This is a genomic window from Streptomyces sp. CA-250714 (assembly GCF_050936705.1).
Lineage (GTDB): Bacteria > Actinomycetota > Actinomycetes > Streptomycetales > Streptomycetaceae > Streptomyces.
Window position 1 is genome coordinate 1095114 of record NZ_JBNJMI010000001.1, and the last position, 18797, is coordinate 1113910.

Consider the following 18797-nt stretch of genomic DNA (forward strand, 5'->3'; position numbering starts at 1 on the left):
GGAGTGAGCGGAGTGGAGATGCGACTGACCGAGAGCAGCACGGAAGCGCCCGGGAAACCGGACGCACCGGATCCGGCGGGGACGCTGCCCGCGCTGGGTGCCCGGGAGGCCGCGGGCGTGGTGGCGGACGTACTGCTGCCGGTGCTGGCGGGCGGCGTCATCGTGCGCAGGCCACGGGCCATGTCGCTGGTGGAGCGCACCGGCTGGGACCGGCGCGGCGTCGAGCGGATGCGCACCCTGCGCGAGCGGTACGGCCCCGGACCGCTCCCGCTGACGGTGCGGGGCCGGTCGTACGCGATGGTGCTGGACCCCGGGGACGCGCGTCGCGTCCTGCTGGAGACGCCGGAGCCGTTCAGTCCGGCGACGCTGGAGAAGCGCGCCTCACTGGCGCAGTTCCAGCCGCACGGCGTGGTCATCTCCGGCGGCCCGGAGCGCACCCGGCGCCGGGAGTTCGCCGAGCAGGTGCTGGAGACCCACGAACCGCTGCACGACCTTGCCGGGCGGCTGACCGATGTCGTACGCGAGGAAGCCGCGGTGCTGCTGGAGGGGGCCGAGCGGTCCGGGCAGCTGCTGTGGGAGGAGTTCGACGCCGCATGGTGGCGTACGGTCCGGCGCATCGTCCTCGGGGACGCGGCACGCGACGACGCCACGCTGACCGCGCAGCTGGGCGCCCTGCGCTCGGCCGCCAACTGGTCGCTGGCCGGACCGCGTCGCAGGCAGCTGCGGAGCACATTCCTCGCCCGCGTACGCTCCTACGTCGCACAGCCGGAGCCCGGCAGTCTCGCGGAGCGCGTCGCGGAGACCCCGGCGCCGACGGGCACCGACCGGGCGGGCCAGATCCCGCACTGGCTGTTCGCCTACGACGCGGCGGGGATGGCGACCATGCGGGCGCTGGCGCTGCTGGCCACCCACCCGCAGTCGGCGGTGCGGGCCCACGAGGAGGCGACGGCCGGAAATCCGGACAGCCCGCGCGAGCTGCCGTTCCTGCGCGGCTGCGCGCTGGAGTCGGTACGGCTGTGGCCCACGACGCCGCTCATCCTGCGGGAGAGCACCGCGCAGACCGGGTGGGCGGGCGGCACCCTGCCGGCCGGAACGGTTTTCGCCCTCTACACGCCCTATCTGCACCGCGCCGAGCCCGCCGCGCCGTACGCGGACAGCTTCGCGCCGGAGCAGTGGACCGCGGAGACGGGGCAGGAAGCGCGGGCCAACCCGGCGCTGGTGCCGTTCAGTTCGGGCCCCGCCGGGTGCCCCGGCGAGAACCTGGTGCTGTTCACCGTCAGCACGCTGCTGGCCGCACTGCTGGAGCGGCACGCGTACTCCCTCGCCTCGCATCCCCAGCTGCGGGCCTCAGCACCGGTGCCGGCGACGCTGGATCACTTCACCCTGTGCTTTCGGGTGCAGCCGCGGACGTTGTAGTTGCGGGGCTCGCTTCTTCCGCCGGACCCTCGCCGTCGTGGTTGCGCGCCGTCGCGGCGGCAAGGATTCAGGGGCGCAGCCCCTGCCACCTGCCAGGGGGTCTGGGGGCGAAGCCCCCAGCACCATTCCCGCCGCAACGGCGCGCAGCCACGACGAAACAGGGTCCGGCGGCAAAATCGACGGTCTCAGCCGAAACGCTCGTCGTCCTCATCCACGGTGTGGAGGGCCTGCTCCTCCGGGGAGAGGCCGCGGTTGTCGCCGCTCTCCCGGCCGTAGACGTCCTGGCGGCGGGGCGGTGCGGCCTCCGGGTCGGCGCTGAGTACTCCGGACCGGTCGTCGGGCGGGCCGGAGACGGCGTCGCGCTCGGACTCCTCGGGCTCCTCCTCGGCCAGCCGCTCGTCCAGGGACTCGCCCTTGCGCATCTCGGCGGGTGTGGGCGCGGAGCGGGTGGGCGCTGTCGGGGTGTCGCCCGGCACCGACTCCTGCTGCGGGTCGCTGGACCGCTGCTGCATGGGGGCGCCGTCCTGCAGATCCGGGATGCCCTGGTCCTCGGGGTCGGCACCCGGATCGGCGGGTTCCGCGTGCTCCTGGTCGGCCTCCGCCTGGGGGGTCAGGAACGAGGTGTCCGAGCCGCCGCTGTCGCGGCCGCTCACCCGGGGTGGCGGGTCGGACTCCACGGGTGGCTGCCACCGGCCGCGCTCCAGGCGCTCGTCCGGCTGCCGGCCCTCGACGGGGCCCGCCTGCATCTCGGCGGCGTCCTCGGTGGTGACGCCCTCCTCCGCGGGGATGTCCCTGCCGTCTCCCGTCATGGTGGCCTCCTCTCGTGTGGATGCTCCGGGTACCCCTCCTGTACGGCGGCTACGCGGGCGCCGAGCAGGTCAGGGCATGTGGAGCGGTCCGGATCAGGTCTCGCGCTCCATGCGGGCGAAGGCGCTCTCGTCCAGCCGGGTGAGCAGGTCGGCGGGGCCCGCGTAGATCTCCTGGGCGCCCGCCTCTGTCAGGTCGGCGCGCGGGATGCCGCCGGACAGCACCCCGAGCGCGGTGACCCCCGCGCGGGAGGCGGCACGCATGTCCCATACGGAGTCGCCGATGAACACCGTCTGCTCATGGGCTGCGCCCGTCTGTTGCCTGGCCTGCTCCACGGAGTCGGGTGCCGGCTTGCCCGCCGCGACGTCCGAGGCGCTGGCGATGTGGGCGACGATGTCGTCGGCGCCCAGAGCGCGGCGCAGTGCGGCCAGCTCACCGCCCGCAGCCGAGGTGACCAGTACGAGGGTCCAGCCGCGGTCGTGCACCGCGTACAGCAGTTCACGGGCGCCCTCCAGCGCGGAGAGCCGCTCGTGACAGGTGGCGAAGAGCGTCTTGTGCGCGGCGTCGATCGACTCGTCCTCGTCCCGGTCCCTGCCCTCCCCCAGCACCTGGGCGATCAGATCGCTGCCGCCGAGCCCGATGGCCCGGTGGAGGTCCGCCGTTGACACCTTGTGTCCGGCCTGGCGCAGCGCCTCCCACCAGGCGTGTACGTGGAGGTAAGTGGTGTCGGTGAGGGTGCCGTCGACATCGAACAGCGCGGCGCGTGGCATGGCGGCTCCTTCGTCGGAGGTGCGTCCGGAGCGGTGGGTCAACGGCTGCCGGGGGCTGCGGGCGGGCGGCCGTCGGCGAGCACTCGTACGGTGCCGAGGTCGGGCGCGGCGGCGTCGGGCAGGTTCATTCCCGCCTCCACACCGGTGCGCAGATAGTCCAGCACGGTCCTGGTCAGCCGCTCGCCGGGCAGCACGGTGGGGATGCCGGGCGGGTAGGGGGTGACCATCTCGGCGGCGATCCGGCCCTCGGCCTCGTCCACGGGTACGTCCTCGATCTCGCCGAAATACGCGTCCCGGGGCAGGCACGCCTGTTCCATCCGCAGGTCGGACGGGGCGTGCAGGCGGACCGGGGGTGCCTCGGGGAGTTCGTCGGCGCGTTTCGTCAGCTCGCGCAGCGCGTCGAGGAGCCTGCCCGTGGTGTGCCGGTCGTCGGCGTGGGTGAGCTGGGTGTTGATTCTGCGGTGGTCGCTTATGTGCACGTCTATGTGCTGTTGCTCGCGCAGCCAGTCGGCGGCCTGGTAGCCGTTGACCGGCAGCGCGGCCAGGTCGATGACGACGGGCAGTGGGTCCAGGTCGGCTGCCCTGCCCTCGCCGACGAAGTCGGCGCGGCCGTTGATGTGCAGCCCGTCCATGGCCGCCAGCCGTTCCCGCACCTCGGCCGCGAGGTCGAGCGCGTGGGAGAGCAGTTGGTGGCCGTGCTGCACCATCTGCCGACGCCAGCCGTCCAGACCCGCGTAGAGCAGCACGTTGGGGCTGGTGGTGCCCAGCAGGTCGGCGCGCTGGGCGAGCAGCAGCGGGTCGATGTGATCGCCTTGCAGATGGAAGACGGAACCCTGTTCGAAGCCGCTGCCCATCTTGTGGATGCTGGTCACGCAGACGTCGGCGCCCGCGTCCATCGCCCAGGTGGGCAGATCCTGGTGGAAGGGCAGATGGGCACCCCACGCCTCGTCGACGATGAGCGGCCGGCCCCTGCGGTGGCAGACCTCCGCGACCGCGTACAGATCGGCGCAGGTGCCGTACGGAGTGGGGCTGGTGACCAGGGCGCCGCGTGCGTCGGGGTGCTTCTCGAAGGCGGCCTCGAACGCGGCAGCCGAGGGGGCGTGGGCCAGCAGCCGCTCCTCGTCCCACTGCGGCTCCACCCAGACCGGGTGGATGCCCGACAGCAGGAGCCCGGAGATCACCGACTTGTGGGCGTCCCTGCCGACCAGCAGCTTCTCGTGCGGACCTGCCACCGCGAGCATCGCCGCCTTGACCGACAGCGAGCTGCCGCAGGTGGAGAAGAACGTGTGCTCGGCGTGGACGGCGTCGGCCATGAGCTGTTCGGCCTTCACCAGTACGGCACCCCGGGTGCGCCGGTCGTCCAGCCCGCCCGAGGCCAGTACGTCACCGTGGAAGACGGCGTCCCCCAGCACCGCGCGCACCCGCGGGTCGGCGCCCCTCGCCTGCTTGTGTCCCGGCGGGGTGAACGGCAGCTCCCCCACCGCCTGATATCGGGCCAGTGCCTCCAGCACCGGTGCGGCGTTGTGATCCATACGCCCCCGGGTGCCCTCTCAATCGGAAGAGAAGCACAGCGCAGCGCAGCACAGGGACCACGCGCCCCGTCAGGGGCGCGGGGAACTGCGCGACAAGCCACAACGCGCCCGCAGCCTGCGAACGACAGGCAGGGGCACCCCGTGTCAGCACAGGAAGCGCCCTAGTGGCGGCCTTCGCGGGGCCCCTCTCGCACGACGTCCCCGGGCTCCTTGTCATCGCGCAACCCCAAAAAGCGGGGATGCCGCAGCATCCCGTCGCGGGTCCACTCGGTGAAGCCGATCTGCGCCACGAGCCGCGGCTCCACCCAGTGCGCGCCGCGCTCGCGGACCGGCCCTGCGAACGGGGAGCGCCGCACCTCCAGCTCGTCCAGACCGCGGCGCAGCGTCAGCAGCGTATTGCGGTCGTAGCCGGTGCCGACCTTTCCCGCGTAGCGGAGCCCGCCGCCCTCGTAGTAGCCGAGCAGCAGCGCCCCGAAACCGACGCGCGTCCCGGCGGGCTCGGTGAAACCGCCAATGACCAGCTCCTGACCGCTCGCGCACTTGAGCTTGAGCCAGTCGGGCGACCGGCGCCGCAGATAACGGCTGTCGGCACGCTTGGCGATCAGCCCCTCCCAGCCGTGCGCGCACGCCTCGTCCAGCAGCTGCTGCCCGCCCTCGTTGCGGTGGGTGGTGAAGCGCAGGGGCGCGCGGAAGTCCAGCGCCCTGCGCAGCAGTGACTTGCGGGTGCGCAGCGGTAGCCGGGTCAGATCCATGCCGTCGAGCCGCAGCAGGTCGAACACGTAGTAGGTGATGGCCACCCTGCTGGCTCTCGCCTGCCGTTCGGTGCTCAGCTGCATACGCTGCTGGAGGCGGGCGAAGTCGGTGCGGCCGTGCGCGAAGGCGACGATCTCGCCGTCGACGGTGAAGTCGGCGCGGCTCTGTTCGCCCAGCGCGTCGACGATCTCGGGGTACGTGGCATCGACGCGCCGCCCGGAGCGGGACAGCAGCCGTTCGTGGCCGTCCTCGCGTACGGCGAGCGCCCGCACCCCGTCGAGCTTGCGCTCGAAGATCCAGCCGCCGGCGGGGAAGTCCCGTCTGTCGCTCAGCTCGGCACGCATGGGCTGCTCGGCCGGCGTCGCACCCGGCGGTGCGCGGCGCAGCAGTGCGCGCTGGTCGTCGGGCAGGGTGTCGAGCAGATCGCTCATGACCGCCCGCCCTCGCGGGTCCACTCCTCGGTCGCCTGCTCGGCGACCTGTTTGAGGGTGCGGTCGCTGCGGGCCGAGCGGACGCGCCACGGGTCCGGAGTGCCGCGCGAGGAGGCGTGGCTGTCGTTCTTCTTGACCAGCAGCCATGCCTCGCGCTCGCCGTCGTCGCCGCTGCGGAAGCGGGAGAGCGCCCAGTCGCCGCGCAGCTTGCCGCCGTGCATACGGAAGGAGATGTGGCCCTTCTCCAGCGCCTTGCCGAAGTCGCGGGAGAGGGGTTCGTAGGTGCCCTCGTCCCAGACGATGACCGGTCCGGCTCCGTACTCGCCCTTCGGGATGACGCCCTCGAATGTGCGGTATTCGAGCGGGTGGTCCTCGACGGGCATGGCCAGCCGTTTGTCGTGCGGGTCCGTCGAGGGGCCCTTGGGCACCGACCACGACTTCAGGACGCCGTCCCACTCCAGCCGGAAGTCGAAGTGCAGCGTCGTCGCGTCGTGGATCTGCACCACGTAGTGCGGCTCGTCGCTGTCCTTCGCGCGTTCGCCCTCGGGTTCCGCGGTCCGGTCGAAACGCCGCTTGCCGCGGTATGTCCTCAGCGTGTCGTCGTCACCACTCACGCCTGATCCTCACGTTCCGTGCCGCGTACGGTGCGCACGCCGGGCTCCGTGTGCTCGGTGCGCTCTTCGCATGCTCCGCGTTCCCACTGTCGCGCGGGCCACACGGGTTCGCAGCGGGAGCGGCCGGCCGGCAGGAGGACGGGTCAGTGCGCGGGCCCGAGCTGGGAGGCCCAGGGGGTCAGCGGGAGGGTGAGCGGGGGCGGGTTGACACCGCCGGGACCGACGACGTGGCTACCGAGCCTGCCGCCCAGGTGGACGAGGCGCCCGTCGTCCTGGCGGAAGTGCCAGGCACCGTCCCCGCGCTGCACCGCCGCCACGGCTTCGGCGAGGAACCCCAGGTCACCGGTGTCCTGGTCGGACCACTCGTACTCGCTCCACATGTACTGGTCCACCCAGAGCGTGGCCACGTCGTCGAAGTAGACGGCGATCACGGTGGAGGCGTTGCCGGGGCCGATCAGCACACAGAACTCGTCGGTCACCAGTGGCGCGAGCGGGTAGCCGGGCACGGCCCGCGCGGCGTCCTCGAAGATCTGCACGACGGGGTGCACAGGTTGCCTCGGCGCGGCATCGTGCGGGGTGCCCGGGTCGGGCCGTACGTGAATGTGCGGGTGGGACACCGTGCCCGGGGGCGCGCCGGTCGCCACGCCGGCGGACGTATGGGGAGCGCTCGCGGGCATACCGGGAGCCGCACTCGGCGCCGCGCCCCCGGACATGCCGGGCGCCGCGCGCGGACCCGCGCCGGTCACCCCGCCCGGGGCCGCGCCAGTCGCCCCGCTCGGAGCCGCGCTCCCGCCCAGGTCTCCACCCGGTTCTGCACCCATGTGTTCGCCCGCGTGTTCGCTCAGTCGTTCGCTCACCGTCGCGTTCCCCTCGACGTCCGGTCCCGTTGCGGCACCGTTCGGTCCCGTTGCGGCACCGTTCGGTGACAATCAGCTGTCCTTGCCGAATGCCGACGTTATGCATGTTTTGTCCGTTCAGCAGCCCGGGGTACACGGTTGGCCGCACCACCGCTGAGCCGAACGAGCGGCGTACCCAATTCCACGGCGGGTCAGTTGATTTCACTGGGGGCGTGCACCGTTTCGGCCCGCCTCCGCCACCGGACACGAGGAGGGCCGCATGACGTCGACACCCCGTACGCCTGCCAGCACCACCGCACCCGCGTCCACTCCGGCCCTCCGGACACCCGGCACGGTGGCTGTACCGAGTCCGCAGGACGAGCTCGCCGCCTATCTCGCCAGGCACCCAGCCCCGGCCGCCGCCGTGGACGCGGTGATCCGCGACGAGCGGGACCGGCTGCTGGTGGTCGACCCGGTCTACAAGGCGGGCTGGGACCTGCCAGGGGGCATGGTCGACGACGAGGGCCTGGTCGACGGGCTGGTACGGGAGCTCCGCGAGGAGCTGCGGCCCGCGGCGCTCCGGATCGGCCGGCTGCTGGCCGTCGACAACGTGCCGGCCACCGTGTACGGCAGGGCGCTGACCGCCTGCGTGTACGCCGTCCATCTGCCGCACCCGGTGACAGCTCAGGACCTGCGCCTCCAGCGGGACGAACTGCGCGCTGCCGAGTTCGTGCCGCAGGACGAGGCGCTGGCCCGGCTCCCGGAGCGGCTGCGCCGCCGTACGGCCGCAGCGCTCGCCGCCGAGCGCGGCGCCCATACGGCACACCTGCTCGACGGTCACCCGGCTCCGCTCGACGAACGGGACCGCCGCGCCCTGCTGCCCGGCCCCGCGGTCGCTGCCGCCGCACTGGTCACGGACGGGGCGGGCCGGATCCTGGTACGGGACGTCACGCACGACGTCGGCGAGTGGGACGACGGGTGGGGCGGCAGCGCCTCCTGCCGACTGCCGGGGACGCTGGTGTCGGCGACCGAAACCCCCGGTGCAGCCGCCGCCCGGGCCCTGCGCACCGAGCTGGGGCTCGCGGACGGAACGGTGGGCCGGCTGCTGGCCGTCGACAGCACCAGCTGCCCGGTCGGTGGTCGCACCCTGGTCATCCACCTCTTCGCAGCCCGCGTCACCGCGCCCCCGCGCCCCACCGCAACCCGCCGGCTCACCCACGAGGAAGCCCTGCACGTGCTCCCCCCGCACGAGGCGCGCCTGCTGCGCAGGGCCACCGGCCAGGCGGCTGGTGTGCATGGCCGTACGGACGAGAGGGACGAGTGAGCCGTACGCCGCCGGGATCCGCGAGGAGGCGCTCCCCGGGGGACCTCGCGAGGACGTTACGAAGCGCCGCCCTGTGGACGTCTACGTGCTGCTGCTCGCACAGCCAATTGGTGGCCGTTCCCAGGCGATTCGGGGGCGGGTAATAGCCGGGCCCGGGGCGGGCAGGATGGGACGGTGACTTCTCGAACGCGTGCCATGTCCTTCAACGCGGCGGCGGATCGCTACGCCGCGTACCGGCCCTCCTATCCGCCCCAACTCTTCGCCCACATAGCCGAGTTGACCGGAATGCCGCTGGCAGGAGCCCGCGTTGCCGATGTCGGGGCAGGCACCGGCATCTCCACGGAGCAGTTGGTGGAGCGCGGCGCCGAAGTGATCGCCGTGGAGCCGGGCGAGGGCATGGCCGCGTGGTTCCGCAAGAGCCTGCCGGACGTGCCGTTGGTACGGGGAGACGCCAACGCGCTGCCGCTCGCGGACGGGTGCCGAGACCTGCTCACCTACGCCCAGTCCTGGCACTGGACCGACACCACACGCTCGGTCCCCGAGGCCCTGCGGGTGCTGCGCCCGGGCGGCTCGCTCGTCATCTGGTGGAACACAACCGCCCTCGACGTACCGTGGATCGCCGAGCAGACCGAGCGCATCACGCGCCACACCTGCGCCACCTCGCCCTCCCTGTCCCCGATCGACGATCCCGAGGCGGTACGGAGAGCAGGGCTAGAAGGGCTGCGCGTCGGCCGCCGCCATGTGCGGTGGAGCCGTACCGTCCCGCTCGACACCCACCTGGGCAACCTCGCCAGCCATTCCGGCTTCCTCGTCATGGACGAGGACAGCACCCAGGCCTTCCTCGACGCCGAACGCGACCGACTGCGGGCGGTCTTCCCCGACGAACAGGTGGAGGAGACGTACGTGGTCGACCTGTGGGTGGCGAGCGGCGACTAGGACTTGTCCGGCGGCTCTTGCGTACGCGGCATGGGGGGCTGCGCCGATGAGGCCCTCGCAGGCGTCTGGCCCCCCACTGTCACCATGAGACCCATGAGCCACATCATTACGATGACCACAGCCAACCAGAGCCGCGTCGTGTCCTACGTGCGAGGCGGCGAACTCGACGCAACTCAGCAGCGCATGCTCCGCGATCACATACGCGGGGACGCGCACGCCGACCAGCTCAGCCTCGAACGGCAAGGCATCGAGCTGGGCCTCACCATCCCCGAGGCACTCGACCACCTCCTCGCCGGCCACGCCGACGCGGACGGCGAATACGTGGGCAACGCCTACTACAAGGCGCTCCAGCACATCATCGACTGGAGCGGGTCCGACCCCATCGATTTCGGCGTGTACTCCAAGCCCTCCACGTTCTTCGGGCACATGGGCGACGAACTGCGGCGCCTCGGCGTCCCCGCCGACCTGCTGCCGCACGACTTCCTGTTCGCCGGGCCGCCCGACGAGATCCCCTACCACATTCCCTCGCCCATGGACGGGTACCCGGCCATCGGGCGGCTTCCGCTGGCCAAGGCCAAGCCACTCGCCGACGCCTACGCCGCAGTTCTGGACCGCATGGACAGCGCCTTCGTCCATGAGGCCCGGAGGCTCATCGAGATGATGCGGGTCGAGCACGACGAATGGCAGGACGCTCTCGAATACGGACACACCATGGACACCCTGTTCTTCGCCATCCAGGGCTGACCCGCTCCTGCCCCTCACCGGTCGTCACCCGGGCAAGTCCTTGCTGAGTGCCGCCCGGAGCACGCCGACCAGCTCCTCGGTGCGCTCGTTGACGAAGAAGTGGTCACCGGGCACGGGCCGGAAGGTGAAGGGCCCGCTGGTGAGTTCGCTCCACGCGCGCATCGAGGCGGGCGGGAGGGTGGTGTCCGCCAGCCCCGCGAGCGCCGTCACCGGGCAGCTCAACAGCGGCTCGGGGGGCGGACGGTAGGTCTCGGCGATGCTGAAGTCGGCGCGCAGTCCGGCCTCCGCGAGTGTGACGGCCGCCGGATCGTCGAACAGCTCCACGGGAACCTGCCCGTAGAGTCCGAGCGTGGTCATGAAGGCCGCACGCGGCAGGTCGTGGACCGGTTCCCGGCCCAGGGGCAGCTGGGGCGGGCGCTGCGCCGCGACCGTCAGGCTCCGGGGTGCCGGCCCGGCGGCCTCCAGTCTGCGCGCGGCCTCCAACGCGACCAGCGCCCCGAGGCTGTGGCCGAAGAGCGCATAGCCGTCCGCTCCGCGCACCTTCTGCCGCAGCTGCGGCAGCAGATCCGACATCAGGCTGTCCATGGTGGTGTGCGGTCGCTCCGTCGCCCTGCCCTCCCGGCCGGGGAGCTGTACCGGGACCACTTCTATGTCGGGTGCGAGCAGCCGCTGCCAGGCGAGGTACGCGGAGGCGCCCTGTCCGGCGCACGGGAAGCACAGCAACCGTATCCGCGCCCGCCCTCCCGGCCCCGGTGGCTGGAAGGGGAACCATGCACCGGGGGCGTGCGCCGGAGGGGTCGCGCTCATGCGGTGATGATCCCTGCGATGGCTCGTACGGTGGGGTTCTCGATCAGCGTCGCGATCGGCAGGTCGGTGTCGAACTCCCGCCGTACGCGGGCCGCCAGCTGCACGCCGACCAGCGAGTTGCCGCCGAGCGCGAAGAAGTCGTCGTCCATCCCGATGTCCTCGATGCCCAGTGCCTCGGACCACAGTTTCGCCAGCCGCTGGTGGGTGTCGGCCGGTTCCGCCGCGGATTCCGCCGGCTTGCGGGCGCCGGGCACGGTAGCCGGCCGACCGCCGGTGGCGGCGGTCGGGGACGCGGCAGGCTGTCCGGCGTCCGCGATGACATTCTGGGTGAGTGCCTCGACGGCGCGCAGCCGCTTGCCCATGCCTTCGGGAATGACGACGACCTGCGGTCCGATGCGTTCGCCGAGGATGTGCCAGAGCGCCTGGATGCCCTCCTCGGGACGGATCGCGAACGCGCCGCCGAGGCCCTGCGGGGCGGGGTCGTCCACGGCGCCGGGAAGGCCCGCGTCCGCGGCGCGCCCGGTGAGGCCGGGGCAGTCCGAACGGTCGGGGGCGGCCTGGGAGTCGGGGACGGACGAAGGGTCGGGGACGGCCGGAGGGCGGGCGGCGGCGATGACGCTGCGCCGGAACTCCTCCCTGTCCCAGACCCGCACGGTGTAGCCGGTCACGTCCACAAGCTCGCGCCCGTCGTCGTCGGTGAGGGTGATGTCGAAGGTCACCATGTTCTGGTGCGCACCGCGCCGCCGCGAGTACGCATGGACCGTCGGGGGCAGCGGCCCGCGCACCGTGATGCTGCTGATGGAGAACGGCAGATAGCTCTCCCCCCGCGGGCCGAGCTCCGGCAGATAGACGGAGTTGGAGGTCGCCGCGTCGAACAGGGCCGGGTGCAGCGGGAAGTCGGTCAGCTCACGGAGGAACGGCTCGGGCATCTCGATCCGGGCCAGCGTCGAGGAGTCGTCACGCCGCAGCTCGGCGATGTTCGACCAGCGGGGCCCGAAGTCGATGAGGCCGAGCTCCGGGTAGAAGGACTCGGTGTCCGGCTTGACGACGGGAAAGCACTCCCGCAGCACGTCGAGGTCGTGCACCTGCGCCCTGGCCTTGGGGGCCGGGCGGACCAGTCCCGTCGCGTGCTCCGTCCACTCCGTGCCGTCGGTGGAGCTGGCGATGGTGAAGCGGTAGCCGCCGCGTTCGGGATCGAGGGTCGTCCGCAGGATGGTACGGCGGGAGAGGGCGAGGACGGATAGGAAGGTGACATCGGTCAACAGCAGCCGCCCGTCCGACGCCGCATCCGCCGACAGCGCCTCCGCGCCTGCCGCACGGATCATCTCCAGGTAGGCCGTCGCGGGCCAGACGGGAATGTCCGCCACCCGGTGCTCACCTGACACCCAGTGCGTCTCGCCGTCCAGGACGGCGCGGTGGACGATGCTGCCGTCCGGCCCTTCGCTGCGCTCCCCCAGCAGGGGGTGGCCGTCAGGCTCGGTACGGCTGCCGGACCGGACATCGCCGTCGAGGCCGACGTGGGCGGCAACCTCGTCGACGGTAGTGCCGGTTGCGTCGTCTCGGTCACTGAGGCCGTAGCCGTAGCTGCTGTCTGCGTCGCTGCTGTCACCGCCGTCCCAGCCAGAACCTTCGCCCCCGCCCGCATCGTCGCCACCATCCGCACCACCCTCACCGTCGCCCATCGCCAGAGACCCGATGTCGGCAGCCGTACTGCCGGTCTGGAGCGCGCGGAAGGCGGCCGGGGCGAGGGAGTCGGCCCTGGCCGCCATGCCTATCTCGGCCCACGCGTCCCAGTTGACGGAGACGGTGAAGCCGGGGCCCTCGGCCGCGCGGGCGTGTGCGTAGGCGTCCAGAAAGGCGTTGGCCGCCGCGTAGTCGGTCTGGCCGAGGTTGCCCGCGACCGAGGTGATCGAGGAGAAGAGCACCATGAGCTCCACCCGCTCCCCCAGCAGCCGGTCCAGCACCAGCGTGCCCGCGACCTTCGCCGCCATCACCCGCTCCGCCTCGGCGCGGGTCTTCAGCGCCAGCAGCCCGCCACCGGGCACACCCGCGGTGTGGAAGACGCCGTCGAAGGCGCCGAACTCCCGCTCCCCGCGCTCCACCACGGCCCGCATCGCCGCCTCGTCCGCCACATCGGCGCGGCACACCAGCACTTCGGCGCCGTACTCCTCGATCCGGCGCAGCCGCCGTACGGTCTCCCGTACCGAGTCGTCCACGCCCTCCGGCGTGCCCCCGGCGAGCAGCCGGTCCCACTCCGCCCGCTCGGGAAAGGCGGAGCGCGCTGTCAGTACGAGACGTGCTCGTACGGCCTTGGCCAGGCTCTCGGCGACAGCCAGTCCGATGCCGCCGAGGCCGCCGGTGATCAGATAGGTGCCCCGCTCGCGCAGCGGACCGGCGGCGTCCCGGATCCGCGGCTCGGGGACCTGCGCATAGCTGAGCAGCCAGCGTCTGCGTCCGCGCATCGCGATCCAGCGGTCGCCGCAGGCCGCGAACGGCGGTGCTGCCTGCCCGGCTCTGGCCAGCTCTTCCCACAGGCCCTGCTCGAAGCGGTGTTCGGCCACGTCCAGGCAGCGGACGGAGATCTCCGGGAGCTCCTTGGCCATCACGTCGCACACTCCGGTCACCGCGGCCCGCGCGGGTGCGACCGGTTCGGCACCCGAGACGGCGCGCAGGCGCGAGCCGACCACGTCCCAGCGCATGCCCCGCACCTGCGCCGAGCCGCGCTCGGCGAGCGCCTGGGCGAGGTGCAGCAGGCTGAAGAAGCCCAGGTCGAGCCATCCACCGGTGTCGTCGGGTCCGTACGCCGCGCCCGGGGGCTCCTCACCGGCCGTGGCCGCGGGAGGGCCGAAGAGCCAGCCGTGCAGTACGCGTTCGGGCAGCAGTCCGTCGGCGATCAGCGAATCGACGAGTGCGTCGTAGTCGTCCCTGGCTCCGGCGCGTAGCACATAGCGACTACCCGTCAGCCGTGCGAACTGCTCGCCCGGTTCGGCGGTCACCACCTGGGCGCCGGTGCGCCGCAGCCGGTTGACGGTGCCGTCCAGGCTGTCGCCCCTGCGGAAGACCAGCCAGGTGCCGGCCATGGTGCCCGTCCCGGGAGGCGGAGCCGGGTCCTCGCGCCATTCGGGGCGGAAGAGCGCCCGTTCGATGGGGCGTCGCTCCTCGTCGGCCGGCGGCTCCTGGGGCGCGGCGGGGGTCTCGGGCTGCCATACGGGGTCGAGCCAGTGGACGCTGCGCTGGAAGGGATAAGTGGGCAGCGGCACTCGGCACCAGTTCTCGCCCAGGTAGGCGGCCCAGTCGACCCCGGCGCCGGCCGTCCACAGTGCGGCCACGGCGCGGGCCAGTGTGTGCGGCCCTTCGTCGGTGCCCTGCGGCATCGGCATCGTCGGCACGACGGTGCGGTCCCGGCTGCCGGAGGCGACCGCCTGGGCGCGGGTCAGCGCTGTGAGCACCTGGCCGGGACCCGCCTCGGCGAACAACAGACCGCTGTCCTCCAGCAGCAGGGCGACGCCGGGCGCGAACCGGACGGGAGCGCGCAGATGCCGCGTCCAGTACTCGGGGTCCATGGCCTGCTTGTCGGTGATCCACTCGCCCGTGACGTTGGAGATGAACGGCAGCTCAGGGGCTTGGAGTTCGACCTTGGCCAGCTCGGCGGCGAACGGCTCCAGTGCGGGTTCCATCATCGCCGAGTGGAAGGCGTGCGAGGTGTGCAGCCGGTGTCCGGTCACGCCGCGCTCGGCCAGGGTCGCCTGCGCGGCGTCGATCGCCTCGTCCGGGCCGGAGATCACGGTGAGGCGGGCGCCGTTGTAGGCCGCGATGTCGCAGCCGGCCAGTCCCTCGACCTCCGCGGCGGGAACGGGCACGGCAAGCATGCTGCCGGTGGGCAGTTGCTGGACCAGCGCTCCGCGCCGGACCACGAGCCGGACCGCGTCGGCCAGTGGGAAGACACCCGCGAGGCAGGCGGCGACGTATTCGCCGACGCTGTGGCCGACCATGGCGGACGGGCTCAGTCCCCACGCCATCAACTGCCGTGCCATGGCGTACTCGACGGTGAACAGCGCGGGCTGGGCCATGCTGGTGCGGGTCAGCCGCTCGGCGGCACCGGGCTCGTCCGCCGCGAACATCACTTCGCGGAGATCGGTCTCCAGCAGCGGGCGCGCCAGCTCGGCGCAGTCGTCGACGGCCTCGCGGAAGACCGGCTCCTGCTCGTAGAGCCGGCGGCCCATCCCGAGGTGCTGGGAGCCCTGGCCGGGGAAGAGGAAGGCCACAGGCGCGCCGTCGGACCGAGCCGGCGCCCCTCCCGGTGCCTCAGGGCGGGCGGCGTCCCCGGTACGGGCGGCGCGCAGCGCGGCGGCGGCACCGTCCGCACCGGGCACCACGGCGACGCGGTGCGCGAAGTGGGGGCGGCCCAGGCTGAGCGTGGCGGCGACATCGGCGAGCCGCTGTTCGGGGTGCGCTTCGAGGTGGTCGGCCAGCCGGCCGGTGGCGGCGGCCAGCGCTTCGGGGGTACGGGCCGATACGGGAAGCAGCAACGGCCGCTGCGCGGCCGAGGCTCCGGGCTGCTCCGGCTCGGGGCGGGCAGGTGGCTGCTCCACCACCACGTGTGCGTTGGTCCCCCCGACACCGAAGGAGCTGACGGCCGCCAGCCGGGAGTCGTGGTGCTCGGGCCAGTCGGACAGCTCGGTGTTGACGTAGAAGGGGCCGCCCTCGAAGTCGATGGCCGGGTTGGGGCGGGTGAAGTTGATACTCGGCGGGATACGGCCGGTCCGGAGGGCGAGGACGGTTTTGATGAGCCCGACGACTCCCGCGGCAGGACCCAGGTGGCCGACGTTGCCCTTGACCGAGCCGATGGGGCAGCTGCGGACGCCGGTCATGCCGAGGTCGCGGTAGGCGCGGGTGAGCGCGTTCACCTCGATGGGGTCGCCGACCCGGGTGCCGGTTCCGTGGGCCTCGACGTAGCCGATGTCCGCGGGGTCGATGCCGTGGGCGCGCATCGCACGCCGGATGAGCATGGCCTGGCCCTCGACGCTGGGCGCCGTGAACCCCGCTTTGAGCGCACCGTCGTTGTTGATGGCGGAAGCGCGGACGACGGCGTGAATGTGGTCGCCCGCGGCCACCGCGTCGCCGTACCGCTTGAGTACGACGGTGCCGACGCCGCTGCCGAAGATGGTCCCGTCAGCGTCCGCGTCGAAGGGGCGGACCCGGCCGGTGACGGAGAACATTCCGCCCTCGGCCGAGTGGTAGCCGGTCTTGGGCGGCAGCTCGACCTGGACGCCGCCCGCGACGGCGGCGTCGCACTCGCCGCCGCGCAGCGCCTGACAGGCCAGATGTACGGCGACCAGCGAGGTGGAGCAGGCGGTCACCACATTGACGCTCGGCCCGGTGAGGCCGAGCTGGTGGGAGACGGAGGTGGTGAGGTAGTCGGTGGCGTTGGCGACGATGACGCCGACCTCACCGAGGAAAGCGGTGGCCTCGGGGTGGGAGTTGACGTTCCACTCCCGGTAGAAGTCGGGCGCACCGCCGCCGTAGACACCGACCGTGCCGGGCACCCGGAACGGGTCGTAGCCGGCGTGTTCGAGGGCCGTGTAGACGGACTCCAGGAAGAGCCGGTGCTGCGGGTCGCGGACCTGCGCCTCGCGGGGTGTGAGGCCGAAGAAGCGGGCGTCGAATCCGGCCATGTCCTCGAGGACCGGTTTCGCCCTGATGTAGTGCGGGTCCGCGAGGACGGAATCGGGTATACCGGCCTCCCGCAGCTCCTCCTCGCTGAACCTGGTGACCGACTCCACGCCGCCCGCCACATTGGCCCAGAATGTGTCCAGGTCGGCACTGCCCGGGACCCGGAGCGACATGCCGACGACGGCGATGGCGTCCTCCGCGACCCGGTCGTGCTGATCGTTCCCGGCCGCGCCGGCGGGCCCCTGCGGGTTCGTACTCTGCACCGTGCAGCCCCCTTTACCTGATGTTCGAGCATCCTCCGATGCGCCAACTCGCCCGTCAATGCGTACAGTTCGACAATGTCGTACGGCGGGCTCGTTCCGTCCGGCCGCTGCCGGCGGCCCGCCGAGGGAGGAGAACGCCGGTGCCCGAGCCCCTGTCCTATCCCCCGGGCGCGCTCTGCTGGGCCGATCTGCACACCCCCGACCCGGCCGCTTCCGAGCGCTTCTATACGGCCGTACTGGGCTGGGGGTATCTGCATGCGGGCCCGGCTTACGACCACTACGGATACGCCACCTGGCAGCGGCACATGGTGGCCGGTATCGCACCGTTCGACCCCGACGACGGAGACGAAGACGACGGCAAGGACGGCGAGGCGGCGGCGAGTTGGATCGTCTTCTTCGCCACCGAGGACGCCGACGCGCTCGCCGGGCGGGTGGCGGCGGCGGGCGGCGAGGTCACCCACGGCCCCGAGGACTTCGGAGTGCTGGGGCGGCCCGTCGTGGCCGTGGACCCCTCGGGCGCGCACGTCGGCTTCTGGCAGCCCCGGGCACACATCGGAACGGGTCTCTTCCAGGGGCCGTCAGCGCTGTGCTGGGCGGAGCTCGCCGTACACGACACGGCCGAGGCGGACCGCTTCTACGAGGCCGTGCTGGGCGTGCGGGCCACCGAGTACAGCGCCGCCGGTGAAGAGCACTACGCGGCGTTCCGGCTGCCGGACCGGCGGCCGGAGGGCCCGGCAGCCGAGCCGGTGGCGGGCCGTACGGTACTGGGCGCGGAACAGCGGGACGTGAAGCCGTTCTGGATGCCGTACTTCGGGACGCGCGACCCCAAGGCGACGGCCGGGAGCGCCCGGAGGGAGGGAGCCACCGTGCTGTACGAGGGTGTGAACGGGGAGGGCCGCGGGGTCGCCGTGCTGCGCGATCCGCAGGGGGCGGTCTTCGCAGTCGTCGAACTCCGCGCGTGACGCGCGATTTCCGACAGGATTTGTTGGTCATCAGGCTGGAGCAGGCCGCTGTGCAGCAAGTAGGGTGCGCGCCCATCGCCGTCGAGTGAACGGTGTGTTGAGCCGCGACGTTGTGGAGGTAGCGGATGAGCGCTGGCTCGATCTTCTTGTGGGAACTACTCGGTACCGCGGTGCTGATCATGCTGGGTACCGGCGTTGTCGCCAACAACGTGCTGCGCAGGACGAACGGCAATGGCGGGGGTGTGCTGTTCGTCAACATCGGCTGGGGTTTCGCGGTCTTCACGGGCGCGAGCGTGGCGGCGCCCAGCGGGGCGCACCTCAACCCGGCCATCACGCTCGCCCTCGCCGTCGCCGACAAGACCGAGTGGTCGGACGTGCCCATATATATGCTCGCGCAGATGCTCGGCGGCATCCTCGGCGCGGTGCTGTGCTGGGCCACGTACAAGTTGCAGTTCGACGACCATGACGACCCGGCGGGGACGCTGGGCATCTTCTCGACGGCGCCGACGATCCGCAACAGCCTGTGGAACACGGTCACCGAGGTGCTGGGCACCTTCGTGCTGGTGGCCTTCGTGCTGTTCTCGCCGACGTTCAAGCCGGGCGAGGGTGAGGGCGCCATCCCCGACTTCGGGAACTCCGCGCTGGGTTACGCGGGCGTCGCCTTCGTCGTGCTGGTGATCGGCACCTCGCTGGGCGGCCCGACCGGATACGCCATCAACCCGGCCCGCGACCTCGGACCCCGGATCGCCTACGCGTTCGTCCTGCCGATCAAGGGCAAGGGCAAGGCGGATTGGGCGTACTCCTGGGTCCCGGTCGCCGGCCCCCTCATCGGCGGCGTCCTGGCAGCCCTGCTGTATCTGGCCTACCCGGCGTAGGAACCTGCGCCCCGAAGGGGCGCGGGGAACTGCGCGATCAGCCAGAACACCCCC

Annotated in this window: 14 protein-coding genes; 6 read left to right on the forward strand and 8 right to left on the reverse strand. The window is 72.2% G+C overall.

Annotated elements, in window-relative coordinates:
* Nucleotides 1-18 precede the first annotated feature (18 nt).
* A complete protein-coding gene (locus ACQEU8_RS04985; protein ID WP_433097200.1) occupies nucleotides 19-1416 on the forward strand; it encodes a cytochrome P450 in 1398 nt (465 codons plus the stop codon).
* Between the two features lie 185 nt (nucleotides 1417-1601).
* Here the strand turns inward: ACQEU8_RS04985 and ACQEU8_RS04990 are convergent, their stop codons facing one another.
* The 6 genes from ACQEU8_RS04990 to ACQEU8_RS05015 all read right to left on the reverse strand — a co-directional run bounded on the left by ACQEU8_RS04990 (nucleotide 1602) and on the right by ACQEU8_RS05015 (nucleotide 6967).
* Nucleotides 1602-2225, reverse strand: a complete 624-nt coding sequence (locus tag ACQEU8_RS04990; protein ID WP_433097202.1) for a DUF5709 domain-containing protein — start codon at nucleotides 2223-2225, stop codon at nucleotides 1602-1604.
* A 93-nt stretch (nucleotides 2226-2318) separates the two neighbouring features.
* On the reverse strand, nucleotides 2319-2993 hold the full coding sequence (locus tag ACQEU8_RS04995; protein ID WP_433097204.1) for an HAD family hydrolase: 675 nt from the start codon (nucleotides 2991-2993) through the stop codon (nucleotides 2319-2321).
* 38 nt (nucleotides 2994-3031) lie between these two features.
* Nucleotides 3032-4525, reverse strand: coding sequence for an aminotransferase class I/II-fold pyridoxal phosphate-dependent enzyme (locus tag ACQEU8_RS05000; protein ID WP_433097206.1), 1494 nt, complete (start codon nucleotides 4523-4525; stop codon nucleotides 3032-3034).
* A 161-nt stretch (nucleotides 4526-4686) separates the two neighbouring features.
* The gene (gene ligD, locus ACQEU8_RS05005) at nucleotides 4687-5709 is read right to left on the reverse strand and encodes a non-homologous end-joining DNA ligase (protein WP_433097208.1); all 1023 of its coding nucleotides are present in this window, start codon (nucleotides 5707-5709) and stop codon (nucleotides 4687-4689) included.
* Nucleotides 5706-6323, reverse strand: a complete 618-nt coding sequence (locus tag ACQEU8_RS05010) for a DNA polymerase ligase N-terminal domain-containing protein (protein ID WP_433097210.1) — start codon at nucleotides 6321-6323, stop codon at nucleotides 5706-5708. The genes ligD and ACQEU8_RS05010 overlap by 4 nt, the downstream gene beginning before the upstream one ends.
* Nucleotides 6324-6466: 143 nt before the next feature.
* Nucleotides 6467-6967 (reverse strand): hypothetical protein, encoded by a 501-nt coding sequence (locus ACQEU8_RS05015; RefSeq protein WP_433097212.1) that lies wholly within the window; start codon nucleotides 6965-6967, stop codon nucleotides 6467-6469.
* 472 nt (nucleotides 6968-7439) lie between these two features.
* On the opposite strand from ACQEU8_RS05015, the gene ACQEU8_RS05020 reads away from it, so the two are divergent.
* The 3 genes from ACQEU8_RS05020 to ACQEU8_RS05030 all read left to right on the forward strand — a co-directional run bounded on the left by ACQEU8_RS05020 (nucleotide 7440) and on the right by ACQEU8_RS05030 (nucleotide 10163).
* Nucleotides 7440-8483, forward strand: coding sequence for an NUDIX domain-containing protein (locus tag ACQEU8_RS05020; RefSeq protein WP_433097214.1), 1044 nt, complete (start codon nucleotides 7440-7442; stop codon nucleotides 8481-8483).
* A 174-nt stretch (nucleotides 8484-8657) separates the two neighbouring features.
* The gene (locus ACQEU8_RS05025) at nucleotides 8658-9419 is read left to right on the forward strand and encodes a class I SAM-dependent methyltransferase (RefSeq protein WP_433097216.1); all 762 of its coding nucleotides are present in this window, start codon (nucleotides 8658-8660) and stop codon (nucleotides 9417-9419) included.
* A 93-nt stretch (nucleotides 9420-9512) separates the two neighbouring features.
* Complete coding sequence (locus ACQEU8_RS05030) at nucleotides 9513-10163, forward strand: DUF7691 family protein (RefSeq protein ID WP_433097218.1); 651 nt, start codon at nucleotides 9513-9515, stop codon at nucleotides 10161-10163.
* 24 nt (nucleotides 10164-10187) lie between these two features.
* Here ACQEU8_RS05030 and ACQEU8_RS05035 read toward each other — a convergent pair whose 3' ends face one another.
* Together ACQEU8_RS05035 and ACQEU8_RS05040 are read right to left on the reverse strand one after the other, a co-directional pair.
* Complete coding sequence (locus tag ACQEU8_RS05035) at nucleotides 10188-10970, reverse strand: thioesterase II family protein (RefSeq protein WP_433097220.1); 783 nt, start codon at nucleotides 10968-10970, stop codon at nucleotides 10188-10190.
* Nucleotides 10967-16906 carry an SDR family NAD(P)-dependent oxidoreductase gene (locus ACQEU8_RS05040; protein ID WP_433097222.1) on the reverse strand — a complete coding sequence of 1980 codons (5940 nt, stop codon included), beginning with the start codon at nucleotides 16904-16906 and terminating at the stop codon, nucleotides 10967-10969. The genes ACQEU8_RS05035 and ACQEU8_RS05040 overlap by 4 nt, the downstream gene beginning before the upstream one ends.
* A 140-nt stretch (nucleotides 16907-17046) precedes the next feature.
* Between ACQEU8_RS05040 and ACQEU8_RS05045 the strand changes: the two genes are divergently transcribed.
* Nucleotides 17047-17868 (forward strand): VOC family protein, encoded by an 822-nt coding sequence (locus ACQEU8_RS05045; RefSeq protein ID WP_433097224.1) that lies wholly within the window; start codon nucleotides 17047-17049, stop codon nucleotides 17866-17868.
* 125 nt (nucleotides 17869-17993) lie between these two features.
* Complete coding sequence (locus ACQEU8_RS05050; protein ID WP_433097226.1) at nucleotides 17994-18743, forward strand: MIP/aquaporin family protein; 750 nt, start codon at nucleotides 17994-17996, stop codon at nucleotides 18741-18743.
* The last annotated feature ends 54 nt before the right edge of the window (nucleotides 18744-18797 follow it).

Coding starts and splice junctions, on each gene's coding strand:
- ligD (WP_433097208.1), bottom strand. CDS start 5,709: ATGAGCGATCTGCTCGACACCCTGCCCGACGACCAGCGCGCACTGCTG.
- ACQEU8_RS05035 (WP_433097220.1), bottom strand. CDS start 10,970: ATGAGCGCGACCCCTCCGGCGCACGCCCCCGGTGCATGGTTCCCCTTC.
- ACQEU8_RS05050 (WP_433097226.1), top strand. CDS start 17,994: ATGAGCGCTGGCTCGATCTTCTTGTGGGAACTACTCGGTACCGCGGTG.
- ACQEU8_RS05000 (WP_433097206.1), bottom strand. CDS start 4,525: ATGGATCACAACGCCGCACCGGTGCTGGAGGCACTGGCCCGATATCAG.
- ACQEU8_RS05020 (WP_433097214.1), top strand. CDS start 7,440: ATGACGTCGACACCCCGTACGCCTGCCAGCACCACCGCACCCGCGTCC.
- ACQEU8_RS04995 (WP_433097204.1), bottom strand. CDS start 2,993: ATGCCACGCGCCGCGCTGTTCGATGTCGACGGCACCCTCACCGACACC.
- ACQEU8_RS04985 (WP_433097200.1), top strand. CDS start 19: ATGCGACTGACCGAGAGCAGCACGGAAGCGCCCGGGAAACCGGACGCA.
- ACQEU8_RS04990 (WP_433097202.1), bottom strand. CDS start 2,225: ATGACGGGAGACGGCAGGGACATCCCCGCGGAGGAGGGCGTCACCACC.
- ACQEU8_RS05030 (WP_433097218.1), top strand. CDS start 9,513: ATGAGCCACATCATTACGATGACCACAGCCAACCAGAGCCGCGTCGTG.